Here is a 23041-nt window from a genome sequence, read left to right on the forward strand (position 1 = left end):
TCAGAGGTGCGAAGAAATGAGACAAAGCTTGACGCTTATTCCTACGCTCCGTGAAGTTCCAGCTGATGCCGAAGCAAAAAGTCATCAGCTTCTTCTGAGAGCAGGATTTATCAGACAGAATACGAGCGGGGTATACAGCTATATGCCTCTTGCGTATAAGGTGATTCAAAACATTCAGCAGATTGTTCGAGAGGAAATGGAGAAAATTGATGCCGTAGAAATGCTCATGCCCGCATTGCAGCAGGCAGAGACATGGCAGGAATCAGGCAGATGGTATACGTATGGTCCCGAACTAATGAGACTAAAAGACCGTCATGGCCGTGAATTTGCTTTAGGGGCAACGCATGAAGAGGTTATCACTTCGCTTGTTCGCGATGAGGTTAAATCTTATAAGCGTCTCCCTCTGACTCTTTATCAAATTCAGTCTAAGTTCAGAGATGAAAAACGTCCTCGCTTCGGTTTGTTAAGAGGCCGCGAATTTATTATGAAAGATGCGTACTCTTTCCATGCATCTGCAGAGAGCCTGGATGAAACGTATCAAAAAATGTACGAGGCCTATTCTAATATTTTTGCACGCTGCGGCATTAATGTAAGACCTGTTATCGCTGATTCAGGCGCAATGGGAGGAAAGGATACGCACGAATTTATGGCACTTTCTGCGATCGGAGAGGATACGATTGCATATTCTGATGAATCACAGTACGCGGCTAATATCGAGATGGCAGAAGTTCTTCACCAGGAAGTTCCTTCAGATGAAGAGCCTAAAGCTCTAGAGAAGGTTCATACGCCTAACGTGAAAACAATCGAAGAACTGACTGCGTTCTTGCAGGTTTCGGCTGAAGCGTGCATTAAGTCAGTATTGTTTAAAGCTGATGACCGTTTTGTCTTAGTGCTTGTAAGAGGGGATCATGAAGTTAACGATATTAAAGTGAAAAACTTGCTTCATGCAGAAGTTGTAGAGCTTGCCACACATGAAGAGGTCATTCAGCAGCTCGGAACAGAGCCAGGCTTTGTAGGCCCTGTCGGTATTCATCAGGATGTGGAAGTATATGCCGATCAAGCTGTGAAAGCAATGGTTAATGCTGTTGCCGGGGCAAATGAAGGAGATCATCATTATAAAAATGTCAATGTGAATCGTGACGCGCAAATTAAAGAATTTGCTGATCTTCGTTTTATTAAAGAAGGTGATCCTTCACCAGACGGCAAGGGAACGATCCGTTTTGCTGAGGGAATCGAAGTCGGACAAGTCTTTAAGCTCGGAACACGCTATTCAGAAGCGATGAATGCGACATATTTAGATGAAAACGGACGCGCGCAGCCAATGCTGATGGGCTGTTACGGAATCGGTGTGTCAAGAACGCTTTCTGCTATTGCTGAACAGCATCACGACGAAAAAGGCTTAATATGGCCAAAAAGCGTTGCGCCGTACGATCTTCATATTCTTGCTTTGAACATGAAAAACGATGGGCAAAGAGAGCTTGCTGAAAAGCTGTATGCCGATTTAAAAGCGGAAGGCTATGAAGTGCTCTATGATGACCGTGCTGAGCGTGCCGGCGTAAAATTCGCTGATTCAGATCTAATCGGCCTTCCAATCCGTATCACTGTCGGAAAACGGGCTGACGAAGGAATCGTCGAAGTGAAAATTCGTCAAACTGGTGAGTCAACTGAGATCTCAGTAGACGAATTATCTGCGTTTATCAGCAAGCAGTAATCACCATAACGATTTATCAAAAAACATGTTAAAATAGAAATAATAGAAGGTACCTCATTGCCTGAGGTACCTTCACTTATGATGTTTTTAGGGAGGGATACTGTCTTAATGGAACAGTTATCAGTAAACAGAAGGCAGTTTCAAATTCTTCTGCAGCAGATTAATATGACAGATGATACCTTCATGACATACTTTGAACATGGCGAGATTAAAAAGCTGACAATTCACAAAGCTTCTAAGTCTTGGCATTTTCATTTTCAATTTAAATCTTTGCTGCCTTTTCAAATATATGACACATTAACAACGAGGCTGACGCAATCGTTCGCCCACATAGCAAAAGTAACATCTTCAATTGAAGTTCAGGATGCCGAGGTCAGTGAAAGTATCATTCAAGACTACTGGTCACGCTGCATTGAAGAACTGCAGGGCATTTCGCCGCCGATTATCAATCTTTTAAACCAGCAAAAACCGAAGCTGAAGGGCAATAAACTGATTGTCAAAACCAAAACCGATACAGAAGCGGCTGCTTTAAAGAACAAATACAGTTCCATGATACAAGCAGGCTACCGTCAATTTGGCTTTCCGGATCTTCAGCTTGATGCTGAAATATTTGTATCCGAGCAGGAAGTTCAAAAGTTTCGGGAGCAAAAGCTTGCGGAAGACCAAGAGCGTGCTATGCAGGCCTTGATTGAAATGGAGAAGAAAGATAAAGAAAGTGATGAAGACCAAGCACCATCTGGTCCTCTTGTTATCGGTTATCAAATTAAAGATAACGAGGAAATCCGGACACTTGACAGCATCATGGACGAAGAACGGAGAATTACGGTCCAAGGTTATGTGTTTGATGTGGAGACGCGCGAGCTGAAGAGCGGGCGCACGCTGTGTATCTTCAAAATTACAGACTATACAAATAGTATTTTGATCAAAATGTTTGCACGTGAAAAAGAAGATGCGGCACTGATGAAGTCTCTGAAAAAAGGAATGTGGGTAAAAGCACGCGGAAGCATTCAAAATGATACATTTGTCAGAGACCTTGTCATGATCGCAAATGACGTAAACGAAATAAAAGCAAAAACCCGTGAAGATTCAGCACCTGAAGGAGAAAAAAGAGTGGAATTGCATCTTCATTCCCCAATGAGCCAAATGGATGCTGTTACGGGTATCGGAAAGCTTGTCGAACAAGCGAAAAAATGGGGGCATGAGGCCATCGCTTTGACCGACCATGCTGTCGTTCAATCCTTCCCTGATGCGTATTCTGCGGCCAAAAAGCATGGAATTAAAATGATTTACGGGATGGAAGCGAATCTCGTGGATGATGGCGTGCCAATTGCTTATAATGCCGCACATCGTCTGCTCGAAGAAGAAACATATGTTGTTTTTGACGTTGAGACGACAGGATTGTCTGCTGTATACGATACCATTATTGAGCTGGCTGCAGTAAAAGTAAAAGGCGGAGAAATTATTGATAAATTTGAGGCGTTTGCGAACCCGCATCGTCCGCTTTCCGCCACAATCATAGAGCTGACAGGGATCACAGATGATATGCTACAAGACGCTCCGGATGTCGTAGATGTAATAAGAGATTTCAGAGAATGGATTGGCGATGATATTCTTGTCGCTCATAATGCAAGCTTTGATATGGGATTCTTAAATGTAGCCTATAAAAAGCTTCTTGAAGTCGAAAAAGCTAAAAACCCAGTCATTGATACGCTTGAACTTGGACGTTTTCTCTATCCGGAATTTAAGAACCACCGGTTGAACACACTTTGTAAAAAGTTTGATATCGAACTCACACAGCATCACCGTGCGATCTATGATACTGAGGCAACCGCTTATTTGCTTCTGAAAATGCTGAAAGACGCAGCTGAAAAAGGCATTCAGTACCATGATGAGTTGAATGAAAATATGGGTCAGTCCAATGCTTATCAAAGATCAAGACCGTATCATGCAACATTACTTGCCGTGAACAGCACGGGACTTAAAAATTTATTTAAGCTTGTGTCACTTTCTCATATTCATTATTTTTACAGAGTGCCGCGTATTCCGAGATCTCAGCTTGAGAAATACAGGGAAGGGTTGCTGATCGGTTCTGCCTGTGACAGGGGAGAGGTTTTTGAGGGAATGATGCAAAAATCGCCTGAAGAGGTGGAAGATATCGCGTCATTCTATGATTACCTTGAGGTTCAGCCGCCTGAAGTGTATCGTCACTTGCTGGAGCTTGAACTGGTCCGTGATGAAAAAGCGCTGAAAGAAATTATTGCGAATATCACGAAGCTGGGGGAAAAGCTTAATAAACCGGTTGTTGCTACGGGAAATGTTCATTACTTGAATGATGAGGATAAAATCTACAGAAAGATTTTAATATCCTCACAAGGCGGGGCAAATCCGCTGAATAGGCATGAACTGCCGAAAGTGCATTTCAGAACGACAGACGAAATGCTTGAAGCTTTTTCTTTCTTAGGTGAAGAAAAAGCGAAGGAGATCGTAGTCACCAATACCCAAAAGGTTGCTTCTTTAGTTGATGACATCAAGCCGATTAAAGATGATTTATATACGCCGAAAATCGAAGGCGCTGATGAAGAGATCAGAGAAATGAGCTATCAGCGTGCAAGAAGCATTTACGGGGAAGAGCTGCCTGAAATTGTCGAAGCGCGGATTGAAAAAGAGTTAAAGAGTATTATTGGCCACGGATTTGCTGTTATTTACTTGATCTCTCACAAACTTGTAAAACGTTCACTAGATGACGGGTATCTCGTTGGTTCCCGTGGTTCCGTAGGATCTTCATTAGTTGCGACACTTACTGAGATTACTGAGGTAAACCCGCTGCCGCCGCACTATGTTTGTCCTGAGTGTCAGCATTCTGAGTTCTTTAATGACGGTTCTGTCGGTTCTGGTTTTGACCTGCCTGACAAGACATGTCCTCATTGCGGAACGCCTTTGAAAAAAGACGGCCATGATATTCCATTTGAAACGTTCTTAGGATTTAAAGGGGACAAAGTACCTGATATCGATTTGAACTTCTCAGGGGAATATCAGCCGCAAGCACACAATTACACAAAAGTATTGTTCGGGGAAGACAATGTATATCGTGCGGGAACAATAGGCACAGTGGCAGAAAAAACAGCCTACGGTTATGTAAAAGGCTATGCCGGAGACAACAATCTTCATATGCGCGGTGCCGAAATAGATCGGCTCGTACAGGGATGCACAGGTGTAAAACGTACAACTGGACAACACCCTGGCGGTATTATCGTAGTTCCGGATTATATGGATATTTATGATTTTTCACCGATCCAGTTCCCGGCAGATGCCACAGGTTCAGAGTGGAAAACGACTCATTTTGATTTCCACTCCATCCATGACAACCTGTTAAAACTTGATATTCTCGGACACGATGACCCGACTGTTATTCGGATGCTTCAAGACTTAAGCGGAATAGATCCGAAAACAATTCCGACGGATGATCCTGAAGTGATGAAGATCTTCCAGGGAACCGAATCACTCGGTGTGACTGAAGAACAGATTGGCTGTAAAACGGGCACTCTTGGAATTCCTGAATTCGGAACCCGATTTGTCCGGCAGATGCTTGAAGATACAAAGCCGACCACTTTTTCTGAGCTCGTTCAGATTTCAGGCTTGTCTCACGGAACTGATGTATGGCTTGGCAATGCACAGGAGCTCATCCACAATAATATTTGTGAGCTGAGTGAGGTTATCGGCTGCCGTGATGACATTATGGTTTATTTAATCTATCAAGGCCTTGAACCGTCCCTTGCCTTTAAAATCATGGAATTCGTGCGTAAAGGAAAAGGATTAACGCCTGAATGGGAAGAAGAAATGAAAAATAACAATGTCCCAGACTGGTATATTGATTCCTGTAAAAAGATTAAATACATGTTCCCGAAAGCCCACGCCGCGGCATATGTCTTAATGGCAGTCCGCATTGCTTACTTTAAAGTGCATCATGCTCTTTTGTATTATGCGGCTTATTTTACCGTTCGTGCAGATGACTTTGATATCGATACAATGATCAAGGGCTCTACAGCAATCAGAGCGGTAATGGAGGATATAAACGCTAAAGGACTTGATGCTTCACCGAAGGAAAAGAACCTTCTGACTGTTTTAGAATTAGCGCTTGAGATGTGTGAGAGAGGCTATTCATTCCAAAAAGTCGATTTATATCGCTCCAGCGCTACAGAGTTTATTATTGACGGCAACAGTCTTATTCCGCCGTTTAACTCTATTCCAGGATTAGGGACGAACGCTGCTTTGAACATTGTAAAAGCTCGCGAAGAAGGCGAATTCCTCTCAAAAGAAGATTTGCAAAAGAGAGGGAAAGTATCAAAAACGATTTTAGAGTACTTAGATCGCCATGGCTGTCTGGAATCACTGCCTGATCAAAACCAATTGTCACTGTTCTAATATGGAAAGCAGAATTTCTCAGAAATTCTGCTTCTATGCATACATAAGCGCAAAAAGTGCCATCGTAATATTAGAGTTTCTGTCACTTGCTTAGGTATGAAGGTAAGCGTATATCCATTTGCAATAAAAATATGGTTATGGTATAGTTTTATTGGAAATGCTAACGATTACCGAGGCAAAGAGTGGGGAAACCCGCTCTTTTGTATTGAACAGGAGAATTTTGTCTCGACATGTTCATCGTTTACTTTTTAGCCCCTGCTCTTTAAAAGCAGGGTTTTTATGCAGAGTGACGAGACGAATATGAGATCGACAGCACAAGGAGGAAGAAGAACATGAGCAAAAAAGTGACTGACACCGTTCAAGAAATGGCTCAGCCAATCGTAGACAGCCTTCAGCTGGAACTCGTTGACATTGAATTTGTCAAAGAGGGCCAAAGCTGGTTCCTTCGCGTGTTTATTGATTCCGATGACGGTGTGGATATTGAGGAATGTGCCAAAGTAAGCGAAGCTTTAAGCGAAAAGCTTGATGAGGCAGACCCAATCAGCCAAAATTACTTTCTTGAAGTCTCATCTCCAGGAGCTGAGCGTCCGCTAAAGAAAAAAGCCGATTTCGAAAAATCACTAGGAAAAAACGTATACATTAAGACGTATGAGCCTATTGACGGCGTAAAAGTGTTTGAAGGTGAACTGGCTGAATTTGATGGACAAACAGTGACAGTTGAGATCACGATCAAAACAAGAAAGAAACGGATCAATATTCCGTATGAAAAGATAGCTAATGCAAGATTAGCTGTTACATTCTAATGAATACAAATGTTTTAAGGGGGGAGACCGTTAAATGAGCAGTGAATTATTAGATGCTCTCACGATTCTTGAAAAAGAAAAAGGCATCAGTAAAGAAATTATCATCGAAGCAATCGAAGCTGCGTTAATTTCTGCTTATAAGCGGAATTTTAATCAAGCGCAAAATGTACGGGTGGATCTAAACCGTGAAACTGGCTCCATCCGTGTATTTGCAAGAAAAGATGTCGTTGACGAAGTATACGACCAGAGATTAGAGATCTCAATTGAAGAGGCGCAGGGCATCCATCCGGAATATATGGTCGGCGATGTCGTCGAAATCGAAGTTACACCTAAGGATTTCGGGCGCATAGCTGCTCAAACAGCGAAGCAGGTCGTCACACAGCGTGTGCGCGAAGCTGAGCGCGGTGTGATTTATTCTGAATTTATCGACCGTGAAGAAGACATCATGACAGGGATCGTTCAGCGTCTGGACAATAAATTTATCTACGTGTCTTTAGGCAAAATAGAAGCCTTGCTGCCGGTTAATGAGCAAATGCCGAATGAAAGCTACAAGCCCCATGACCGCATTAAGGTATATATCACAAAAGTAGAAAAAACAACGAAGGGCCCGCAGATTTATGTGTCAAGAACACATCCAGGCCTGTTAAAGCGTTTGTTTGAAATTGAAGTGCCTGAAATTTATGATGGAACTGTCGAGCTAAAATCTGTTGCCAGAGAAGCCGGCGACCGTTCAAAAATTTCTGTTCGCACAGATGATCCTGACGTGGATCCTGTCGGTTCATGCGTAGGGCCTAAAGGCCAGCGTGTGCAAGCAATCGTCAATGAATTAAAAGGTGAAAAAATTGACATTGTCAACTGGTCCAGTGATCCTGTAGAATTTGTCGCGAATGCGCTCAGCCCTTCCAAAGTGCTTGATGTCATTGTTAATGAAGAAGAAAAAGCGACAACTGTTATTGTTCCTGATTACCAGCTGTCTCTGGCAATTGGCAAAAGAGGACAAAACGCACGCTTAGCTGCTAAACTGACAGGCTGGAAGATTGATATTAAGAGCGAAACGGACGCAAGAGAACTTGGAATCTATCCGAGAGAACTTGAAGAAGATGATGAGCCGCTCTTTACGGAGCCTGAAACTGCTGAATCGGATGAATAAGAGGTGACTTTAGGTGAATAAACACAAAAAGATCCCATTACGCAAATGTGTAGTGACTGGTGAAATGAAGCCTAAAAAGGAACTGATCCGAGTTGTACGGTCGAAAGAAGGCGAAATCTCAGTAGACCCGACCGGAAAAAAGAATGGGCGGGGTGCTTATTTAACGCTGGATAAAGAGTGCATCTTAGCAGCAAAAAAGAAAAACACTTTGCAAAATCAATTTCAATCACAAATCGATTACCAGATTTTCGATGAATTGCTGGAACTGGCGGAAAAGGTGAAAAAATAAAATGTCTGGAATGGAATGGTTTCCCTTGCTGGGTCTGGCCAATCGAGCTCGTAAGGTCGTGTCAGGCGAAGACTTGGTAATAAAAGAAATCAGGAATGCGCGTGCAAAGCTTGTCCTGCTTACAGAGGATGCATCATCTAACACAGCAAAAAAAGTAACTGACAAGTGCAATTATTATAAAGTCCCTTATAAAAAAGTCGAGAGTCGCGCGGTTCTTGGACGCTCTATCGGTAAAGAAGCCCGTGTCGTTGTCGCCGTCACTGACCAAGGTTTTGCGAATAAGCTGATCAGCTTGCTCGATTAATATTTTTGGGGGTGAACGAATGGCTAAAATGAGAGTATACGAATATGCAAAAGCGTTAAATGTTTCAAGTAAGGAAATTTTGACCGCACTGAAGAACATGGATTTAGAAGTGAATAATCACATGGCCATGCTTGAAGAAAAGGCCATTAAAAAGCTTGATGCCAAATATAAAAAAGGCGGCGCAGCTGCTAAATCTCAAAAGCCAGCAGAAACGAACAAAAACAAACAGCCACAAGGGGTTAATCAGCAATCAGCTGGAAATCAACCAAATAAAATTCGAGACGGAAAGAAGAATGACGTGCAGAATAATCAATTTAACAAAAACAAGAAGAATAACAACAACAAAAAAAATAAACGCAACAACAACAACAACAATAAAAACCAACATCAGCAAAAGCCTGTAAAGCCGAAAAAAGAGCTTCCTGAGAAAATTACATTCTCTGGCACTTTAACAGTTGGCGCACTTGCTGAAGAGCTTGGCAAAGAGCCTTCAGAACTCATTAAAAAGCTGATGCTTCTTGGCGTAATGGCAACCATTAACCAAGAGCTTGATAAAGACACAATCGAACTCATTGCATCAGAATATGGTGTTGAAACAGAAGAGGTCATTGTGCTTGAAGAAACAGAGCTGGAAAAATACGAAGAGCCTGATAATGAAGAGGATCTTGAAATTCGTCCTCCTGTCGTGACAATCATGGGCCACGTTGACCATGGGAAAACAACGCTTCTTGACAGCATCCGTAAAACAAAGGTTGTTGAAGGAGAAGCAGGCGGAATCACTCAGCATATCGGCGCTTATCAAATTGAAGAGAACGGCAAGAAAATCACGTTCTTGGATACACCGGGCCACGCCGCATTTACAACAATGCGTGCACGCGGTGCAGAAGTAACTGATATTACGATTCTTGTCGTAGCTGCCGATGACGGTGTCATGCCGCAAACAGTTGAAGCGATTAACCATGCAAAAGCAGCAGAGGTTCCAATCATCGTAGCTGTGAATAAAATAGATAAAGAATCCGCAAACCCTGACCGTGTGATGCAAGAACTGACGGAATACGGACTTGTCCCTGAAGCTTGGGGCGGAGAAACCATTTTTGTGCCGCTTTCTGCTTTAACTGGAAAAGGCATTGATGAGCTCGTTGAAATGATTTTGCTTGTCAGTGAGGTAGAGGAACTGAAAGCGAATCCGAACCGTCAGGCAAAAGGAACGGTTATTGAAGCTGAACTCGATAAAGGCAGAGGGTCAGTTGCGACGTTGCTCGTACAGACTGGAACACTGCATGTCGGTGATCCGATCGTAGTCGGCAATACATTTGGCCGTGTCCGTGCAATGGTCAACGACATTGGCCGCCGTGTGAAAACTGCCGGCCCGTCAACTCCGGTTGAAATTACCGGTTTGAATGATGTCCCTCAAGCGGGAGACCAATTCCTTGTCTTTAAGGATGAAAAAACAGCTCGTTCTGTCGGTGAAGCCCGTGCTTCGAAACAGCTTGAAGAGCAGCGCAGCGATAAAGCGAAGCTCAGTCTTGATGACTTATTCGAGCAAATTAAGCAAGGTGATGTAAAAGACATCAACCTCATCGTAAAAGCTGACGTTCAAGGATCTGCTGAAGCTTTAACGGCTGCACTTCAAAAAATTGAAGTAGAAGGCGTTAAAGTGAAAATCATCCATACAGGCGTTGGTGCGATTACTGAATCAGACATTATCTTGGCATCTGCTTCCAATGCAATTGTTATCGGGTTTAATGTGAGACCGGACGGAAATGCTAAGAGTACGGCTGAAGCTGAAAATGTAGATATTCGACTTCACCGTATCATTTACAAAGTAATCGACGAGATTGAAGCTGCCATGAAAGGTATGCTTGATCCTGAATATGAAGAAAAAGTAATTGGTCAAGTAGAAGTACGCCAAACATTCAAAGTATCTAAAATCGGTACAATTGCCGGCGGATATGTTACTGAAGGAACCATTACGCGCGACAGCGGCCTCCGTTTAATTCGTGACGGCGTCGTCATCTTTGAAGGCGAAGTAGATGTTCTGAAACGCTTTAAAGACGATGTGAAAGAAGTTTCACAAGGCTATGAATGTGGTATTACAATTAAGAAATACAATGACATTCGTGAAGGTGACATCCTTGAAGCGTTTGTCATGCAAGAAATTGAAAGAACGTGATCGGATTTGCGGAGTGTGAATGCATCATTTATGATGCAGGATCGCTAAAAGAAAAGCGTGCCGTTCTTAAGCGGGTTTTAACCAGGGTTCAAAACAAGTTCAATGTTTCGATTTCGGAGATTGGCTATCAGGACACCTGGCAAAGAACCAGCTTCGGAATCGCCGCTGTTTCTTCCTCTCGCGTTCAAACAGAAAAAGAACTGCAGCGCGTCCTAGCGTTTATCGATTCTTTTCCTGAAATTGAACGGACGATCACTAGGACAGAGTGGTTTTAACTTAGAGGTGATTGAATTGAGTATGAGAGCAAACCGTGTCGGCGAGCAGATGAAAAAAGAACTCGGTGATATTATCAGCCGCAAGCTGAAAGACCCGAGAATTGGTTTTCTGACAGTAACGGATGTACGTGTATCAGGTGATTTGCAAATTGCAAAGGTGTATATCTCGGTTCTCGGTGACGAGAAAAAACGGGAAGAAGCGCTGAAAGGACTGGCAAAAGCGAAAGGATTTATCCGATCCGAAATCGGCAGCCGCATCAGACTTCGAAAAACGCCTGAAATTGAATTTGAGTTCGATGAATCAATCGATTACGGGAATCGGATCGAAACACTGATTCACGAATTACATTCAGAGAAACCATCTGAATAAAAAATGAGAGGATAGGCGTATATCGTCTGTCCTCTTTCTTCGTTTAAAAGAAAAAAGTTAAAAAAGAAGGAGTGAAAGGCAAATGGTTAACGGAGTTCTCCTTTTACATAAACCTGTTGGCATGACATCGCACGACTGTGTCATGAAGATCCGAAAGTTGTTAAAAACAAAAAAAGTAGGACATACAGGAACGCTCGATCCGGAAGTGTCAGGCGTGCTTCCGATTTGTGTAGGAAGAGCGACAAAAATAGTCGAATACTTAACTGAAAAATCTAAAACGTATGATGCAGAAATAACGCTTGGCTTTTCAACCACAACAGAGGATCAAACCGGAGAAACGGTGGAAACAAAGCCTGTCAATCACGACATTGATAAAGCGAATGTAGAAAAGGTTTTAAACAGTTTAAAGGGGAAACAAGAACAAATTCCGCCCATGTATTCCGCTGTAAAAGTAAACGGCAAAAAATTATACGAATACGCAAGAGCAGGGATTGAAGTAGAACGTCCGAAACGTATGATAACCATTGAAGACATTGCCCTGACGACAGAGATTAAACATCATGGAGAAACCGCAAGCTTCCGGTTTACAGTGACTTGCTCCAAAGGGACCTATGTAAGGACGCTGGCGGTCATGATCGGTGAAAAGCTCGGATATCCGGCTCATATGTCTCATTTAATCCGTACGGCATCCGGAGATTTTTCTCTCGACGAATGCTTTACTTTTGATGAGCTCGAAGCACAGGCCCAATCCGGAACCGTGGAAGAGCATACAGTTCCTATTGAACGTGCGCTCAATCATTTGCCGAAATGGATCATAAGTGATACATTAGCTAAGAAAGTAGAAAATGGGGCTTTGCTTGAGACGCCCGAGCAGTTTTCTGAAATGACAAGTGAAGACCGTATTGCCGTCTTTACTGAATCCGGAACCTGTTTGGCGATCTATTTCCCTCATCCTGCAAAAAAAGGGCTGTTAAAGCCGGCAAAAGTATTGATGCAAAAAAGCGAACAATAGAAAAAAGGTGACCGTTCTGTGAAGACGATACATATTACACATCCTCATCATTTAATAAAAGAGGAGCAGGCAAAATCAGTGATGGCGTTAGGTTATTTTGACGGCGTTCATCTCGGGCATCAAAAGGTAATCGGCACAGCGAAGCAAATAGCCGAAGAAAAAGGTCTGACATTAGCTGTGATGACCTTTCATCCCCACCCTTCTCACGTGTTGGGCAGAGATAAGGAACCAAAGGATCTGATTACGCCTCTTGAAGACAAAATAAACCAAATTGAACAATTAGGCACAGAAGTTTTGTATGTCGTTAAATTTAATGAAGTGTTTGCTTCTCTTTCTCCTAAGCAGTTTATAGACCAGTATATTATCGGTCTTAATGTGCAGCACGCAGTGGCAGGCTTTGACTTTACGTACGGCAAATACGGCAAGGGAACAATGGAGACCATGCCGGATGATTTAGACGGAAAAGCTGGGTGCACAATGGTAGAAAAATTGACGGAGCAGGATAAAAAAATCAGTTCTTCGTATATCCGTACCGCGCTTCAAAACGGAGATGTTGAATTGGCGAATGTCTTGCTTGGACAGCCTTATTTTATTAAAGGAATTGTCATTCATGGTGATAAAAGAGGGCGGACCATCGGGTTTCCGACAGCAAATGTCGGTTTAAATAACAGCTATATCGTTCCGCCCACAGGTGTATATGCCGTAAAAGCGGAAGTGAACGGCGAAGTTTACAATGGCGTTTGCAATATTGGCTATAAGCCGACGTTTTATGAAAAGCGCCCTGAGCAGCCTTCCATCGAGGTCAATCTGTTTGATTTCGATCAGGAGGTATATGGAGCCGCTATAAAAATCGAATGGTATAAACGGATTCGGAGCGAGCGGAAATTCAATGGCATCAAAGAATTAACTGAGCAAATTGAGAAAGATAAGCAGGAAGCCATCCGTTATTTCAGCAATTTGCGGAAATAACTTGCAACGCACACAAATTTTATTCTAAAATATTTGCATATAGGCGCGATTTTTAGTATGATAGTTTTCGTAGTCTTAAAACCATTGCTTGGCAATCCGAAGTCACCGACGGTTGCTAGGTAACTGGGGCTAAATATGATTTGGAGGTGAAACAGGATGGCAATTACTCAAGAGCGTAAAAACCAACTCATCAATGAGTTCAAAACACACGAATCTGATACTGGATCTCCAGAAGTTCAGATCGCTATCCTAACTGACTCAATTAACAACTTGAACGAGCATTTACGTACTCACAAGAAAGACCACCACTCACGTCGCGGTCTTCTTAAAATGGTAGGTAAGCGTCGTAATCTTCTTACGTATCTGCGTAATAAAGACGTAACTCGTTACCGTGAGTTAATTAACAAACTAGGCTTACGTCGATAATCGTAAAAAGCGGGAGGATTCCCGCTTTTTTATCGTATTAAAGCGAAATTTCTTATAACAAATCATTGAAATCCTTTTACATACTACTTTGACATTGATATGTTCAATTCATTTCGTTCATAATAGGAGTAATTGATTATTTCACACAACGAAGAGAGGAGTTCGTAATTGTATGGGACAAGAAAAACATGTCTTTACCATAGATTGGGCCGGAAGAACGCTTACTGTTGAAACCGGCCAGCTTGCCAAACAGGCAAATGGTGCTGTGATGATCCGCTACGGTGATACAGCAGTACTTAGTACAGCAACCGCTTCAAAAGAACCTAAACCGCTTGATTTCTTCCCTCTTACTGTAAACTATGAAGAAAGATTATATGCGGTAGGGAAAATTCCGGGCGGATTTATTAAAAGAGAAGGACGTCCAAGTGAAAAAGCAGTTCTTGCCAGCCGTTTAATTGACCGTCCGATCCGTCCTTTGTTTGCCGATGGATTCCGTAATGAAGTTCAAGTCATCAGCATTGTCATGAGTGTTGACCAAAACTGCTCTTCAGAAATGGCTGCCATGTTCGGTTCATCTCTTGCACTTTCTGTATCGGATATTCCGTTTGAAGGACCGATTGCAGGGGTTACTGTCGGACGCATTGATGATCAATTTATCATTAACCCGACAGTCGATCAGCTTGAAAAAAGCGACATCAATCTTGTCGTTGCCGGCACGAAAGATGCGATTAACATGGTAGAAGCGGGAGCGGACGAAGTTCCTGAGGAAATCATGCTTGAAGCCATTATGTTCGGCCATGAAGAAATTAAACGCCTGATTGCATTCCAAGAAGAAATTGTTGCAGCAGTCGGCAAAGAGAAATCTGAAATTAAGCTCTTTGAAATTGATGAAGAGCTTAATGAAAAAGTAAAAGCTTTGGCAGAAGAGGATCTGCTGAAAGCCATCCAAGTTCATGAAAAGCATGCCCGTGAAGATGCCATTAACGAAGTGAAGAACGCAGTTGTGGCAAAATTCGAGGATGAAGAACATGATGAAGACACAATCAAGCAAGTGAAGCAGATTTTATCCAAGCTGGTGAAAAATGAAGTTCGCCGCCTGATTACTGAAGAGAAAGTAAGACCGGACGGCCGCGGTGTCGATCAAATCCGCCCGCTCTCTTCAGAGGTTGGCCTCTTGCCAAGAACGCACGGTTCAGGTCTCTTTACAAGGGGACAAACTCAGGCCCTCAGCGTATGTACGCTAGGTGCTCTGGGAGATGTGCAAATCCTTGACGGCTTAGGTGTCGAAGAGTCGAAACGGTTTATGCATCATTACAACTTCCCGCAATTCAGCGTTGGGGAAACAGGACCGATGCGCGGACCGGGACGTCGTGAAATCGGACACGGAGCACTGGGTGAGCGTGCGCTTGAGCCAGTTATTCCGTCTGAAAAAGACTTCCCTTATACTGTCCGTCTTGTTTCAGAAGTGCTTGAATCAAACGGTTCTACATCTCAAGCAAGCATTTGCGCAAGCACACTTGCAATGATGGATGCCGGTGTACCGATTAAAGCGCCAGTTGCTGGTATTGCGATGGGTCTTGTCAAATCAGGCGAACATTACACTGTCTTGACTGACATCCAAGGCATGGAAGACGCGCTCGGAGATATGGACTTTAAAGTAGCGGGAACTGAAAAAGGCGTAACGGCCCTGCAAATGGACATTAAAATTGAAGGCCTTTCCAGAGAGATTCTTGAAGAAGCGCTTCAGCAGGCGAAAAAGGGCAGAATGGAAATCCTCAACAGCATGCTTGCAACATTAAGCGAATCAAGAAAAGAGCTTTCTCGATATGCGCCTAAGATCTTAACAATGACCATTAATCCTGATAAAATCCGCGATGTCATCGGACCAAGCGGGAAACAAATCAATAAGATCATCGAAGAAACCGGTGTTAAAATTGATATTGAGCAGGACGGCACAATCTTTATTTCCTCTACAGATGAAAGCGGCAACCAAAAAGCGAAAAAAATCATCGAAGACCTTGTTAGAGAGGTTGAAGTCGGCCAACTTTACCTAGGTAAAGTGAAACGGATTGAAAAATTCGGGGCTTTCGTTGAAATTTTCAGCGGAAAAGACGGTTTGGTGCACATTTCAGAGCTTGCGCTTGAACGCGTAGGGAAAGTTGAAGATGTTGTGAAAATCGGAGACGAGATTCTTGTCAAAGTCACTGAAATTGATAAACAAGGACGAGTGAATTTATCCCGCAAAGCGGTGCTCCGTGAAGAGAAAGAAAAAGAAGAACAACAATCTTAAATGAAAACATAAAAGGAGCCTGGGAGACCCGGCTTCTTTATTTTGAAGCTTTTCAAAAGCAGGCGGGTTCTACCTTGTCCTTCTCCTTCATAATGTGAGGTGAGGGGGGACAGAACATGTACAAAAAATTTGTACCGTTTGCCGTTTTTTTATTTCTTTTTTTTGTCTCATTTGAGATGATGGAAAATCCGCATGCACTTGATTATATAGGGGCAATGAAAAAAGATACGGTGACTGTCACGGCGTCAAAAGACCCGTTATATGAAGAATTGCTTCAAAAAGCGCCGGAGTACGAAGTTAAGCCCCAGAATGCAAGAATTGATAAAGTGTGGAAAAGCATTCCCGGCTACAATGGATTAAAGGTCAATATTGAACAATCATATAAAAAAATGAAAAAGAATGGCGAGTTTCGGGAAAAAGACCTGGTGTACAGCCAAGTAAAACCAAGTGTTCATCTTGAGTCACTTCAGCCTGAGCCTATTTATAAAGGAAATCCTGACAAGCCGATGGTTGCTTTCTTAATCAATGTGGCATGGGGAAATGAGTATTTGGAAAAAATGCTCCCTATTCTGCAAAAGCACCAGGTTAAAGCTACGTTCTTTTTAGAAGGCAATTGGGTGAGAAAAAATGAACAGCTCGCTAAGAAGATTGCAAAAGACGGACATGAAATCGGAAATCATTCATACAATCATCCGGATATGAGCAAACTGACTACAGGAAGAATTTCCGAGCAGCTCGACAAGACTAATGAACAAATAGAACAAACGATCGGTGTTAAGCCAAAGTGGTTCGCTCCGCCGAGCGGAAGTTTCAGAAAAGCGGTTATCGACATTGCAGCTGAGAAACAGATGGGAACAGTCATGTGGACAGTTGATACAATCGATTGGCAAAAGCCGGCTCCGTCTGTACTTCAGACGAGAGTGTTAAGCAAGATACATAATGGTGCCATGATTTTAATGCATCCGACTGACCCTACGGCGGAAAGTCTTGAAGCGCTGATTACAAAGATAAAAGACAAAGGATATGCGCTTGGAACAGTCACTGAACTAATGGATGAAACAAGACTATTGAAGTAACAGATGAAGGCAGCTTGTCTTTGAATAGGAGGAACAAATTTGATTAAACGATATACGTGTCAAAATGGTGTAAAAATTGTGCTGGAAAATAATCCGACAGTCCGTTCTGTTGCGATCGGCGTATGGATCGGCACAGGGTCGAGACATGAAACGCCGGAGATAAACGGAATTTCTCACTTTTTAGAGCACATGTTCTTTAAAGGGACGAGCACAAAATCTGCACGCGAGATAGCAGAATCTTTTGATCGTATTGGCGGCCAGGTCAATGCGTTTACTTCAAAGGAATATACCTGCTACTATGCAAAGGTGCTTGACGAGCATGCGAATTACGCGCTGGACGTATTAGCAGATATGTTCTTTCATTCAACGTTTGATGAAAACGAGCTGAAAAAAGAGAAGAATGTAGTATATGAAGAAATTAAAATGTATGAAGATGCGCCGGACGACATTGTACATGATTTATTGAGCAAAGCCACTTACGGCAATCATTCTTTAGGCTACCCAATTCTAGGCACGGAAGAAACGCTTGCTTCCTTTAACGGTGACTCTCTTAGACAATACATGCATGATTATTATACGCCGGACCGAGTGGTGATTTCGGTAGCGGGCAATATATCTGACAGTTTTATCAAAGATGTAGAAAAATGGTTCGGGTCATACGAGGCGAAAGGTAAAGCGACAGGCCTTGAGAAGCCTGAGTTCCACACGGAAAAACTGACGAGAAAAAAAGAAACAGAGCAGGCTCATTTGTGCCTTGGATTTAAAGGCTTAGAGGTTGGCCATGAACGTATTTATGATTTAATCGTCCTCAACAATGTGCTCGGAGGCAGCATGAGCAGCCGGCTGTTCCAAGATGTGCGTGAAGATAAAGGACTTGCTTATTCTGTTTACAGCTATCACAGCTCATATGAGGACAGCGGAATGCTAACGATTTACGGCGGAACGGGTGCAAATCAGCTTCAGCAGCTGTCGGAAACAATTCAAGAAACCCTTGCCACATTAAAACGTGACGGCATTACCTCGAAAGAACTGGAAAACAGCAAAGAGCAAATGAAGGGAAGCTTAATGCTGAGCTTAGAAAGCACAAACAGCAAAATGAGCCGAAACGGAAAAAATGAACTGCTGCTCGGCAAACATAAAACATTAGATGAAATCATCAATGAATTAAACGCCGTGAACTTAGAGCGTGTTAACGGCCTTGCCAGACAATTGTTTACTGAAGACTATGCATTAGCACTTATCAGCCCTTCCGGCAATATGCCGTCTTAAAATGGAAAGCCTGCTCCATAATGGAGCAGGCATTTTTTAATCCCTTTCATCATACATAGTACAAGGGGGTGACAGACATGCGGCTCAGTGAATTATCGGGAAAGGAAATTGTAGACATCAAAAGAGCTGAACGGCTCGGAGTGCTCGGCCAGACCGATTTGGAAATCAATGAACAGGATGGACAAATTACAGCACTCCTCATTCCCACAGTTAAGTGGTTTGGTTTGAGAAAGCAAGGTCATGACATTCGTGTCCCATGGCATCATATTCAAAAGATCGGTTCAGATATGATTATATTAGATGTACCTGAGGAAATGCCTCCCCGACAAGAGTAAATAGCCCAATTGACTGTGAAGCGGGCAATAAAGAAAACATCTGAAACATCGGCTGCCGGAGCCGATGTTTTTTTATATGGAAAAAGCGCATCTTTTATATTCACCGGTATTTCCTTTTGATCATAAGATGAAGGGGAGCTTAACAACTAGAGATCCAGTATATACAAAGAAGGTGAACGTTTAGAATGTTAACCGGATTGAAAATTGCAGTTATTGGCGGTGACGCAAGACAGCTCGAAATTATAAGAAAGCTCACTGAACAGCAGGCTGACATCTATCTTGTCGGTTTTGACCAATTGGATCACGGTTTTACCGGGGCAGTAAAATGCAATATTGATGAAATTCCTTTTCAGCAAATAGACAGCATCATTCTTCCAGTATCCGCGACAACAGGAGAAGGTGTCGTATCGACTGTATTTTCGAATGAAGAAGTTGTGTTAAAACAGGACCATCTTGACAGAACGCCTGCACATTGTGTCATTTTCTCAGGAATTTCTAACGCCTATTTAGAAAACATTGCAGCTCAGGCAAAAAGAAAACTTGTTAAGCTGTTTGAGCGGGATGACATTGCGATATACAACTCTATTCCGACAGTAGAAGGAACGATCATGCTGGCTATTCAGCACACGGATTATACGATACACGGATCACAGGTGGCCGTTCTCGGTCTGGGGCGCACCGGGATGACGATTGCCCGTACATTTGCCGCGCTCGGGGCGAATGTAAAAGTGGGGGCAAGAAGTTCAGCGCATCTGGCACGTATCACTGAAATGGGGCTCGTTCCTTTTCATACCGATGAGTTGAAAGAGCATGTAAAAGATATAGATATTTGCATTAATACCATACCGAGTATGATTTTAAATCAAACGGTACTTTCTAGCATGACACCAAAAACCTTAATATTGGATCTGGCCTCACGTCCCGGGGGAACGGATTTTAAATATGCCGAGAAACAAGGGATTAAAGCACTTCTTGCTCCCGGGCTTCCAGGGATTGTCGCTCCTAAAACAGCTGGGCAAATCCTTGCAAACGTCTTGAGCAAGCTTTTGGCTGAAATACAAGCTGAGGAGGGGAAATAAGGATGCCGTCATTAAAAGGAAAAAGAATCGGGTTTGGGCTGACCGGGTCGCATTGCACATATGAAGCGGTTTTCCCGCAAATTGAGGCGTTGGTCAACGAAGGAGCTGAAGTCCGTCCGGTTGTCACATTTAATGTAAAATCCACAAATACCCGATTTGGAGAGGGCGCAGAATGGGTTAAAAAAATTGAAGACCTGACTGGATATGAGGCCATTGATTCGATTGTAAAGGCAGAACCTCTTGGGCCGAAGCTGCCCCTTGACTGCATGGTCATTGCGCCTTTAACAGGCAATTCAATGAGCAAGCTGGCAAATGCCATGACGGATAGCCCGGTGCTGATGGCGGCAAAAGCGACAATCCGAAACAATCGGCCTGTCGTTCTGGGTATCTCGACAAATGATGCTCTCGGTTTAAACGGAACAAATTTAATGAGGCTCATGTCAACAAAAAATATCTTTTTTATTCCATTCGGGCAAGATGATCCATTTAAAAAACCGAATTCAATGGTAGCCAAAATGGATCTGCTTCCGCAAACGATTGAAAAGGCACTTATGCACCAGCAGCTTCAGCCGATTCTAGTTGAGAATTATCAGGGAAATGACTAAATTTACAGAAAATCTTTCCCAAACTAAAAAATTCGGTCATCACCTGCATATTCTATGGTAAAATAAAACGTAAAATCATAGTCAAATCAATTCAATGAAGCTGATTGGCGGAAGGAGTTTTACAGATGGGAAGAGGTTTACACGTAGCTGTTGTCGGAGCGACAGGGGCTGTGGGACAACAAATGCTTAAAACACTTGAAGACAGAAACTTTGAAATGGACACACTTACATTGCTATCTTCAAAACGCTCTGCGGGGACAAAAGTCACGTTTAAAGGCCAAGAGCTGACTGTTCAGGAAGCTTCTCCTGAGAGCTTTGAAGGGGTAAATATTGCTTTGTTCAGCGCCGGCGGAAGCGTATCACAAGCATTGGCACCAGAAGCTGTAAAACGCGGCGCTATTGTTATAGATAATACGAGCGCGTTCCGCATGGACGAAAATACACCGCTTGTTGTGCCAGAAGTGAATGAGGCAGACTTGCATGAACACAACGGCATTATTGCCAATCCAAACTGCTCTACAATCCAAATGGTTGCGGCACTTGAACCGATCCGCAAAGCATATGGCTTAAACAAGGTCATCGTATCAACTTACCAGGCAGTATCAGGAGCGGGTAATGAAGCTGTAAAAGAGCTTTACAGCCAAACACAGGCGATTTTAAATAAAGAAGAAATAGAGCCTGAGATCATGCCTGTAAAAGGTGACAAAAAACACTATCAAATCGCCTTCAACGCGATTCCGCAAATCGATAAATTCCAAGATAACGGCTATACGTTTGAGGAAATGAAAATGATAAATGAAACGAAAAAAATCATGCACATGCCTGACCTTCAAGTAGCGGCTACATGTGTGAGACTGCCAATCCAAACTGGGCACTCAGAGTCCGTCTACATCGAAATAGACCGTGATGACGCTACAGTTGAAGATATTAAAAATCTATTGCAAGAAGCTCCGGGCGTGACACTTCAGGATGATCCAAGCCAGCAGCTTTATCCGATGCCTGCTGATGCTGTCGGCAAAAACGATGTGTTTGTAGGCCGCATCCGCAAAGACTTGGACAGAGCAAACGGTTTTCATTTATGGGTTGTTTCTGATAACCTATTAAAAGGCGCGGCATGGAACTCTGTTCAAATTGCAGAAAGCCTGAAAAAATTAAACCTCGTATAAAAGAGAGAATTTTCTAAAGACGAATAGAAGAGAGTAAGGCGCTATCAGCCTGCTCTCTTCTGTTACGTCCGAATAATTTGGAGTGAAAACAGTGAAGATAATTGTTCAAAAGTTCGGCGGAACATCAGTAAAAGATGATAAAGGCCGCAAACTGGCTTTAGGGCATATTAAAGAAGCAATCAGTGAAGGGTATAAGGTTGTCGTTGTCGTTTCAGCGATGGGCCGAAAAGGAGACCCGTATGCAACAGATTCTTTGCTCGGGCTGCTTTACGGCGATCAGTCAGCGATTTCTCCTAGGGAGCAGGATTTGCTTTTATCTTGCGGAGAGACTATTTCCTCTGTCGTCTTTACAAGTATGCTGCTTGATAACGGTGTGAAAGCAGCTGCGCTGACAGGGGCTCAGGCTGGCTTTTTAACGAATGATCAGCATACCAATGCGAAAATCATTGAAATGAAACCGGAGCGTTTATTCAGTGTGCTCGCCAATCATGATGCGGTAGTCGTCGCAGGCTTCCAGGGCGCAACTGAAAAGGGTGATACAACAACAATCGGCAGAGGGGGCAGCGATACGTCTGCAGCCGCACTCGGAGCAGCTGTTGATGCGGAATACATCGATATTTTCACCGATGTAGAAGGCGTGATGACTGCTGACCCAAGAGTGGTGGAAAATGCAAAACCGCTTCCTGTTGTGACGTATACAGAAATCTGCAACCTGGCGTATCAGGGGGCCAAGGTCATTCATCCGCGTGCTGTGGAAATCGCAATGCAGGCCAAGGTTCCGATCCGCGTCCGTTCGACTTATTCGAATGATAAAGGTACATTGGTGACATCACATCACTCTTCCAAGGTCGGCAGTGATGTTTTTGAAAGGCTGATTACGGGAATCGCCCATGTCAAAGATGTCACGCAGTTCAAAGTGCCTGCGAAAATCGGCCAGTATAACGTTCAGACTGAAGTGTTCAAGGCTATGGCAAACGCTGGAATCAGTGTCGATTTCTTTAACATTACACCTAGTGAAATCGTCTATACGGTAGCCGGAAATAAAACAGAAACAGCTCAGCGTATTTTAATGGATATGGGCTATGATCCAATGGTGACGAGAAACTGCGCGAAGGTATCGGCGGTCGGCGCGGGCATTATGGGTGTTCCCGGTGTTACGTCAAAAATTGTATCGGCTCTTTCAGAAAAAGAAATTCCGATCCTTCAGTCGGCTGACAGCCATACGACGATATGGGTGCTCGTCCATGAAGCGGATATGGTTCCTGCTGTAAACGCTTTGCATGAAGTGTTTGAACTTTCGAAGTAAATGTGATTGAA

Annotated in this window: 20 protein-coding genes; all 20 read left to right on the forward strand. The window is 43.2% G+C overall.

Features of this window, described 5'->3' with window-relative positions; all coding sequences use genetic code 11:
* Positions 1–16: 16 nt before the first annotated feature.
* The 20 genes from proS to dapG all read left to right on the forward strand — a co-directional run bounded on the left by proS (position 17) and on the right by dapG (position 23030).
* The gene (proS, locus tag AC07VD_RS09475; protein ID WP_003231918.1) at positions 17–1711 is read left to right on the forward strand and encodes a proline--tRNA ligase; all 1695 of its coding nucleotides are present in this window, start codon (positions 17–19) and stop codon (positions 1709–1711) included.
* 108 nt (positions 1712–1819) lie between these two features.
* Positions 1820–6133 (forward strand): PolC-type DNA polymerase III, encoded by a 4314-nt coding sequence (locus AC07VD_RS09480; protein WP_124059856.1) that lies wholly within the window; start codon positions 1820–1822, stop codon positions 6131–6133.
* Between the two features lie 332 nt (positions 6134–6465).
* Positions 6466–6936: a ribosome maturation factor RimP gene (rimP, locus tag AC07VD_RS09485; protein ID WP_003231915.1), complete on the forward strand. Its 471-nt coding sequence runs from the start codon at positions 6466–6468 to the stop codon at positions 6934–6936.
* A 34-nt stretch (positions 6937–6970) separates the two neighbouring features.
* Positions 6971–8086, forward strand: coding sequence for a transcription termination factor NusA (nusA, locus tag AC07VD_RS09490; protein WP_003231912.1), 1116 nt, complete (start codon positions 6971–6973; stop codon positions 8084–8086).
* A gap of 13 nt (positions 8087–8099) precedes the next feature.
* Complete coding sequence (gene rnpM / locus AC07VD_RS09495; RefSeq protein WP_494721710.1) at positions 8100–8375, forward strand: RNase P modulator RnpM; 276 nt, start codon at positions 8100–8102, stop codon at positions 8373–8375.
* A gap of 1 nt (position 8376) precedes the next feature.
* Positions 8377–8679 (forward strand): YlxQ family RNA-binding protein, encoded by a 303-nt coding sequence (locus AC07VD_RS09500; protein WP_003220946.1) that lies wholly within the window; start codon positions 8377–8379, stop codon positions 8677–8679.
* Between the two features lie 19 nt (positions 8680–8698).
* Positions 8699–10852 (forward strand): translation initiation factor IF-2, encoded by a 2154-nt coding sequence (infB, locus tag AC07VD_RS09505; RefSeq protein WP_124059857.1) that lies wholly within the window; start codon positions 8699–8701, stop codon positions 10850–10852.
* Positions 10849–11127, forward strand: a complete 279-nt coding sequence (locus tag AC07VD_RS09510; RefSeq protein WP_003231905.1) for a DUF503 domain-containing protein — start codon at positions 10849–10851, stop codon at positions 11125–11127. The genes infB and AC07VD_RS09510 overlap by 4 nt, the downstream gene beginning before the upstream one ends.
* A 16-nt stretch (positions 11128–11143) precedes the next feature.
* Entirely contained in the window at positions 11144–11497 is a 354-nt protein-coding gene (gene rbfA / locus AC07VD_RS09515; protein WP_009967251.1) for a 30S ribosome-binding factor RbfA, read from the forward strand.
* Positions 11498–11579: 82 nt separating this feature from the next.
* Positions 11580–12509: a tRNA pseudouridine(55) synthase TruB gene (gene truB, locus AC07VD_RS09520; protein ID WP_024571392.1), complete on the forward strand. Its 930-nt coding sequence runs from the start codon at positions 11580–11582 to the stop codon at positions 12507–12509.
* A gap of 18 nt (positions 12510–12527) precedes the next feature.
* Positions 12528–13478 (forward strand): bifunctional riboflavin kinase/FAD synthetase, encoded by a 951-nt coding sequence (gene ribF, locus AC07VD_RS09525; protein ID WP_014476827.1) that lies wholly within the window; start codon positions 12528–12530, stop codon positions 13476–13478.
* Between the two features lie 156 nt (positions 13479–13634).
* Complete coding sequence (gene rpsO / locus AC07VD_RS09530) at positions 13635–13904, forward strand: 30S ribosomal protein S15 (protein ID WP_003220957.1); 270 nt, start codon at positions 13635–13637, stop codon at positions 13902–13904.
* Positions 13905–14076: 172 nt separating this feature from the next.
* Positions 14077–16194, forward strand: a complete 2118-nt coding sequence (gene pnp / locus AC07VD_RS09535; protein ID WP_003231897.1) for a polyribonucleotide nucleotidyltransferase — start codon at positions 14077–14079, stop codon at positions 16192–16194.
* Positions 16195–16310: 116 nt separating this feature from the next.
* Positions 16311–17270 carry a polysaccharide deacetylase family protein gene (locus AC07VD_RS09540; RefSeq protein WP_032721565.1) on the forward strand — a complete coding sequence of 320 codons (960 nt, stop codon included), beginning with the start codon at positions 16311–16313 and terminating at the stop codon, positions 17268–17270.
* Between the two features lie 39 nt (positions 17271–17309).
* Entirely contained in the window at positions 17310–18539 is a 1230-nt protein-coding gene (locus tag AC07VD_RS09545; protein ID WP_494721711.1) for a M16 family metallopeptidase, read from the forward strand.
* 77 nt (positions 18540–18616) lie between these two features.
* Positions 18617–18874, forward strand: a complete 258-nt coding sequence (locus tag AC07VD_RS09550) for a YlmC/YmxH family sporulation protein (protein ID WP_003231890.1) — start codon at positions 18617–18619, stop codon at positions 18872–18874.
* A 185-nt stretch (positions 18875–19059) separates the two neighbouring features.
* Positions 19060–19953, forward strand: a complete 894-nt coding sequence (gene dpaA, locus AC07VD_RS09555; RefSeq protein ID WP_003231888.1) for a dipicolinic acid synthetase subunit A — start codon at positions 19060–19062, stop codon at positions 19951–19953.
* A gap of 2 nt (positions 19954–19955) precedes the next feature.
* Positions 19956–20558, forward strand: a complete 603-nt coding sequence (dpaB, locus tag AC07VD_RS09560; RefSeq protein ID WP_024571394.1) for a dipicolinate synthase subunit B — start codon at positions 19956–19958, stop codon at positions 20556–20558.
* A gap of 125 nt (positions 20559–20683) precedes the next feature.
* Positions 20684–21724 (forward strand): aspartate-semialdehyde dehydrogenase, encoded by a 1041-nt coding sequence (gene asd / locus AC07VD_RS09565; protein ID WP_049140028.1) that lies wholly within the window; start codon positions 20684–20686, stop codon positions 21722–21724.
* A 91-nt stretch (positions 21725–21815) separates the two neighbouring features.
* Entirely contained in the window at positions 21816–23030 is a 1215-nt protein-coding gene (gene dapG / locus AC07VD_RS09570) for an aspartate kinase (protein WP_015483233.1), read from the forward strand.
* Positions 23031–23041 lie beyond the last annotated feature (11 nt).

Source organism: Bacillus sp. GW821-FHT01G09, assembly GCF_059422205.1.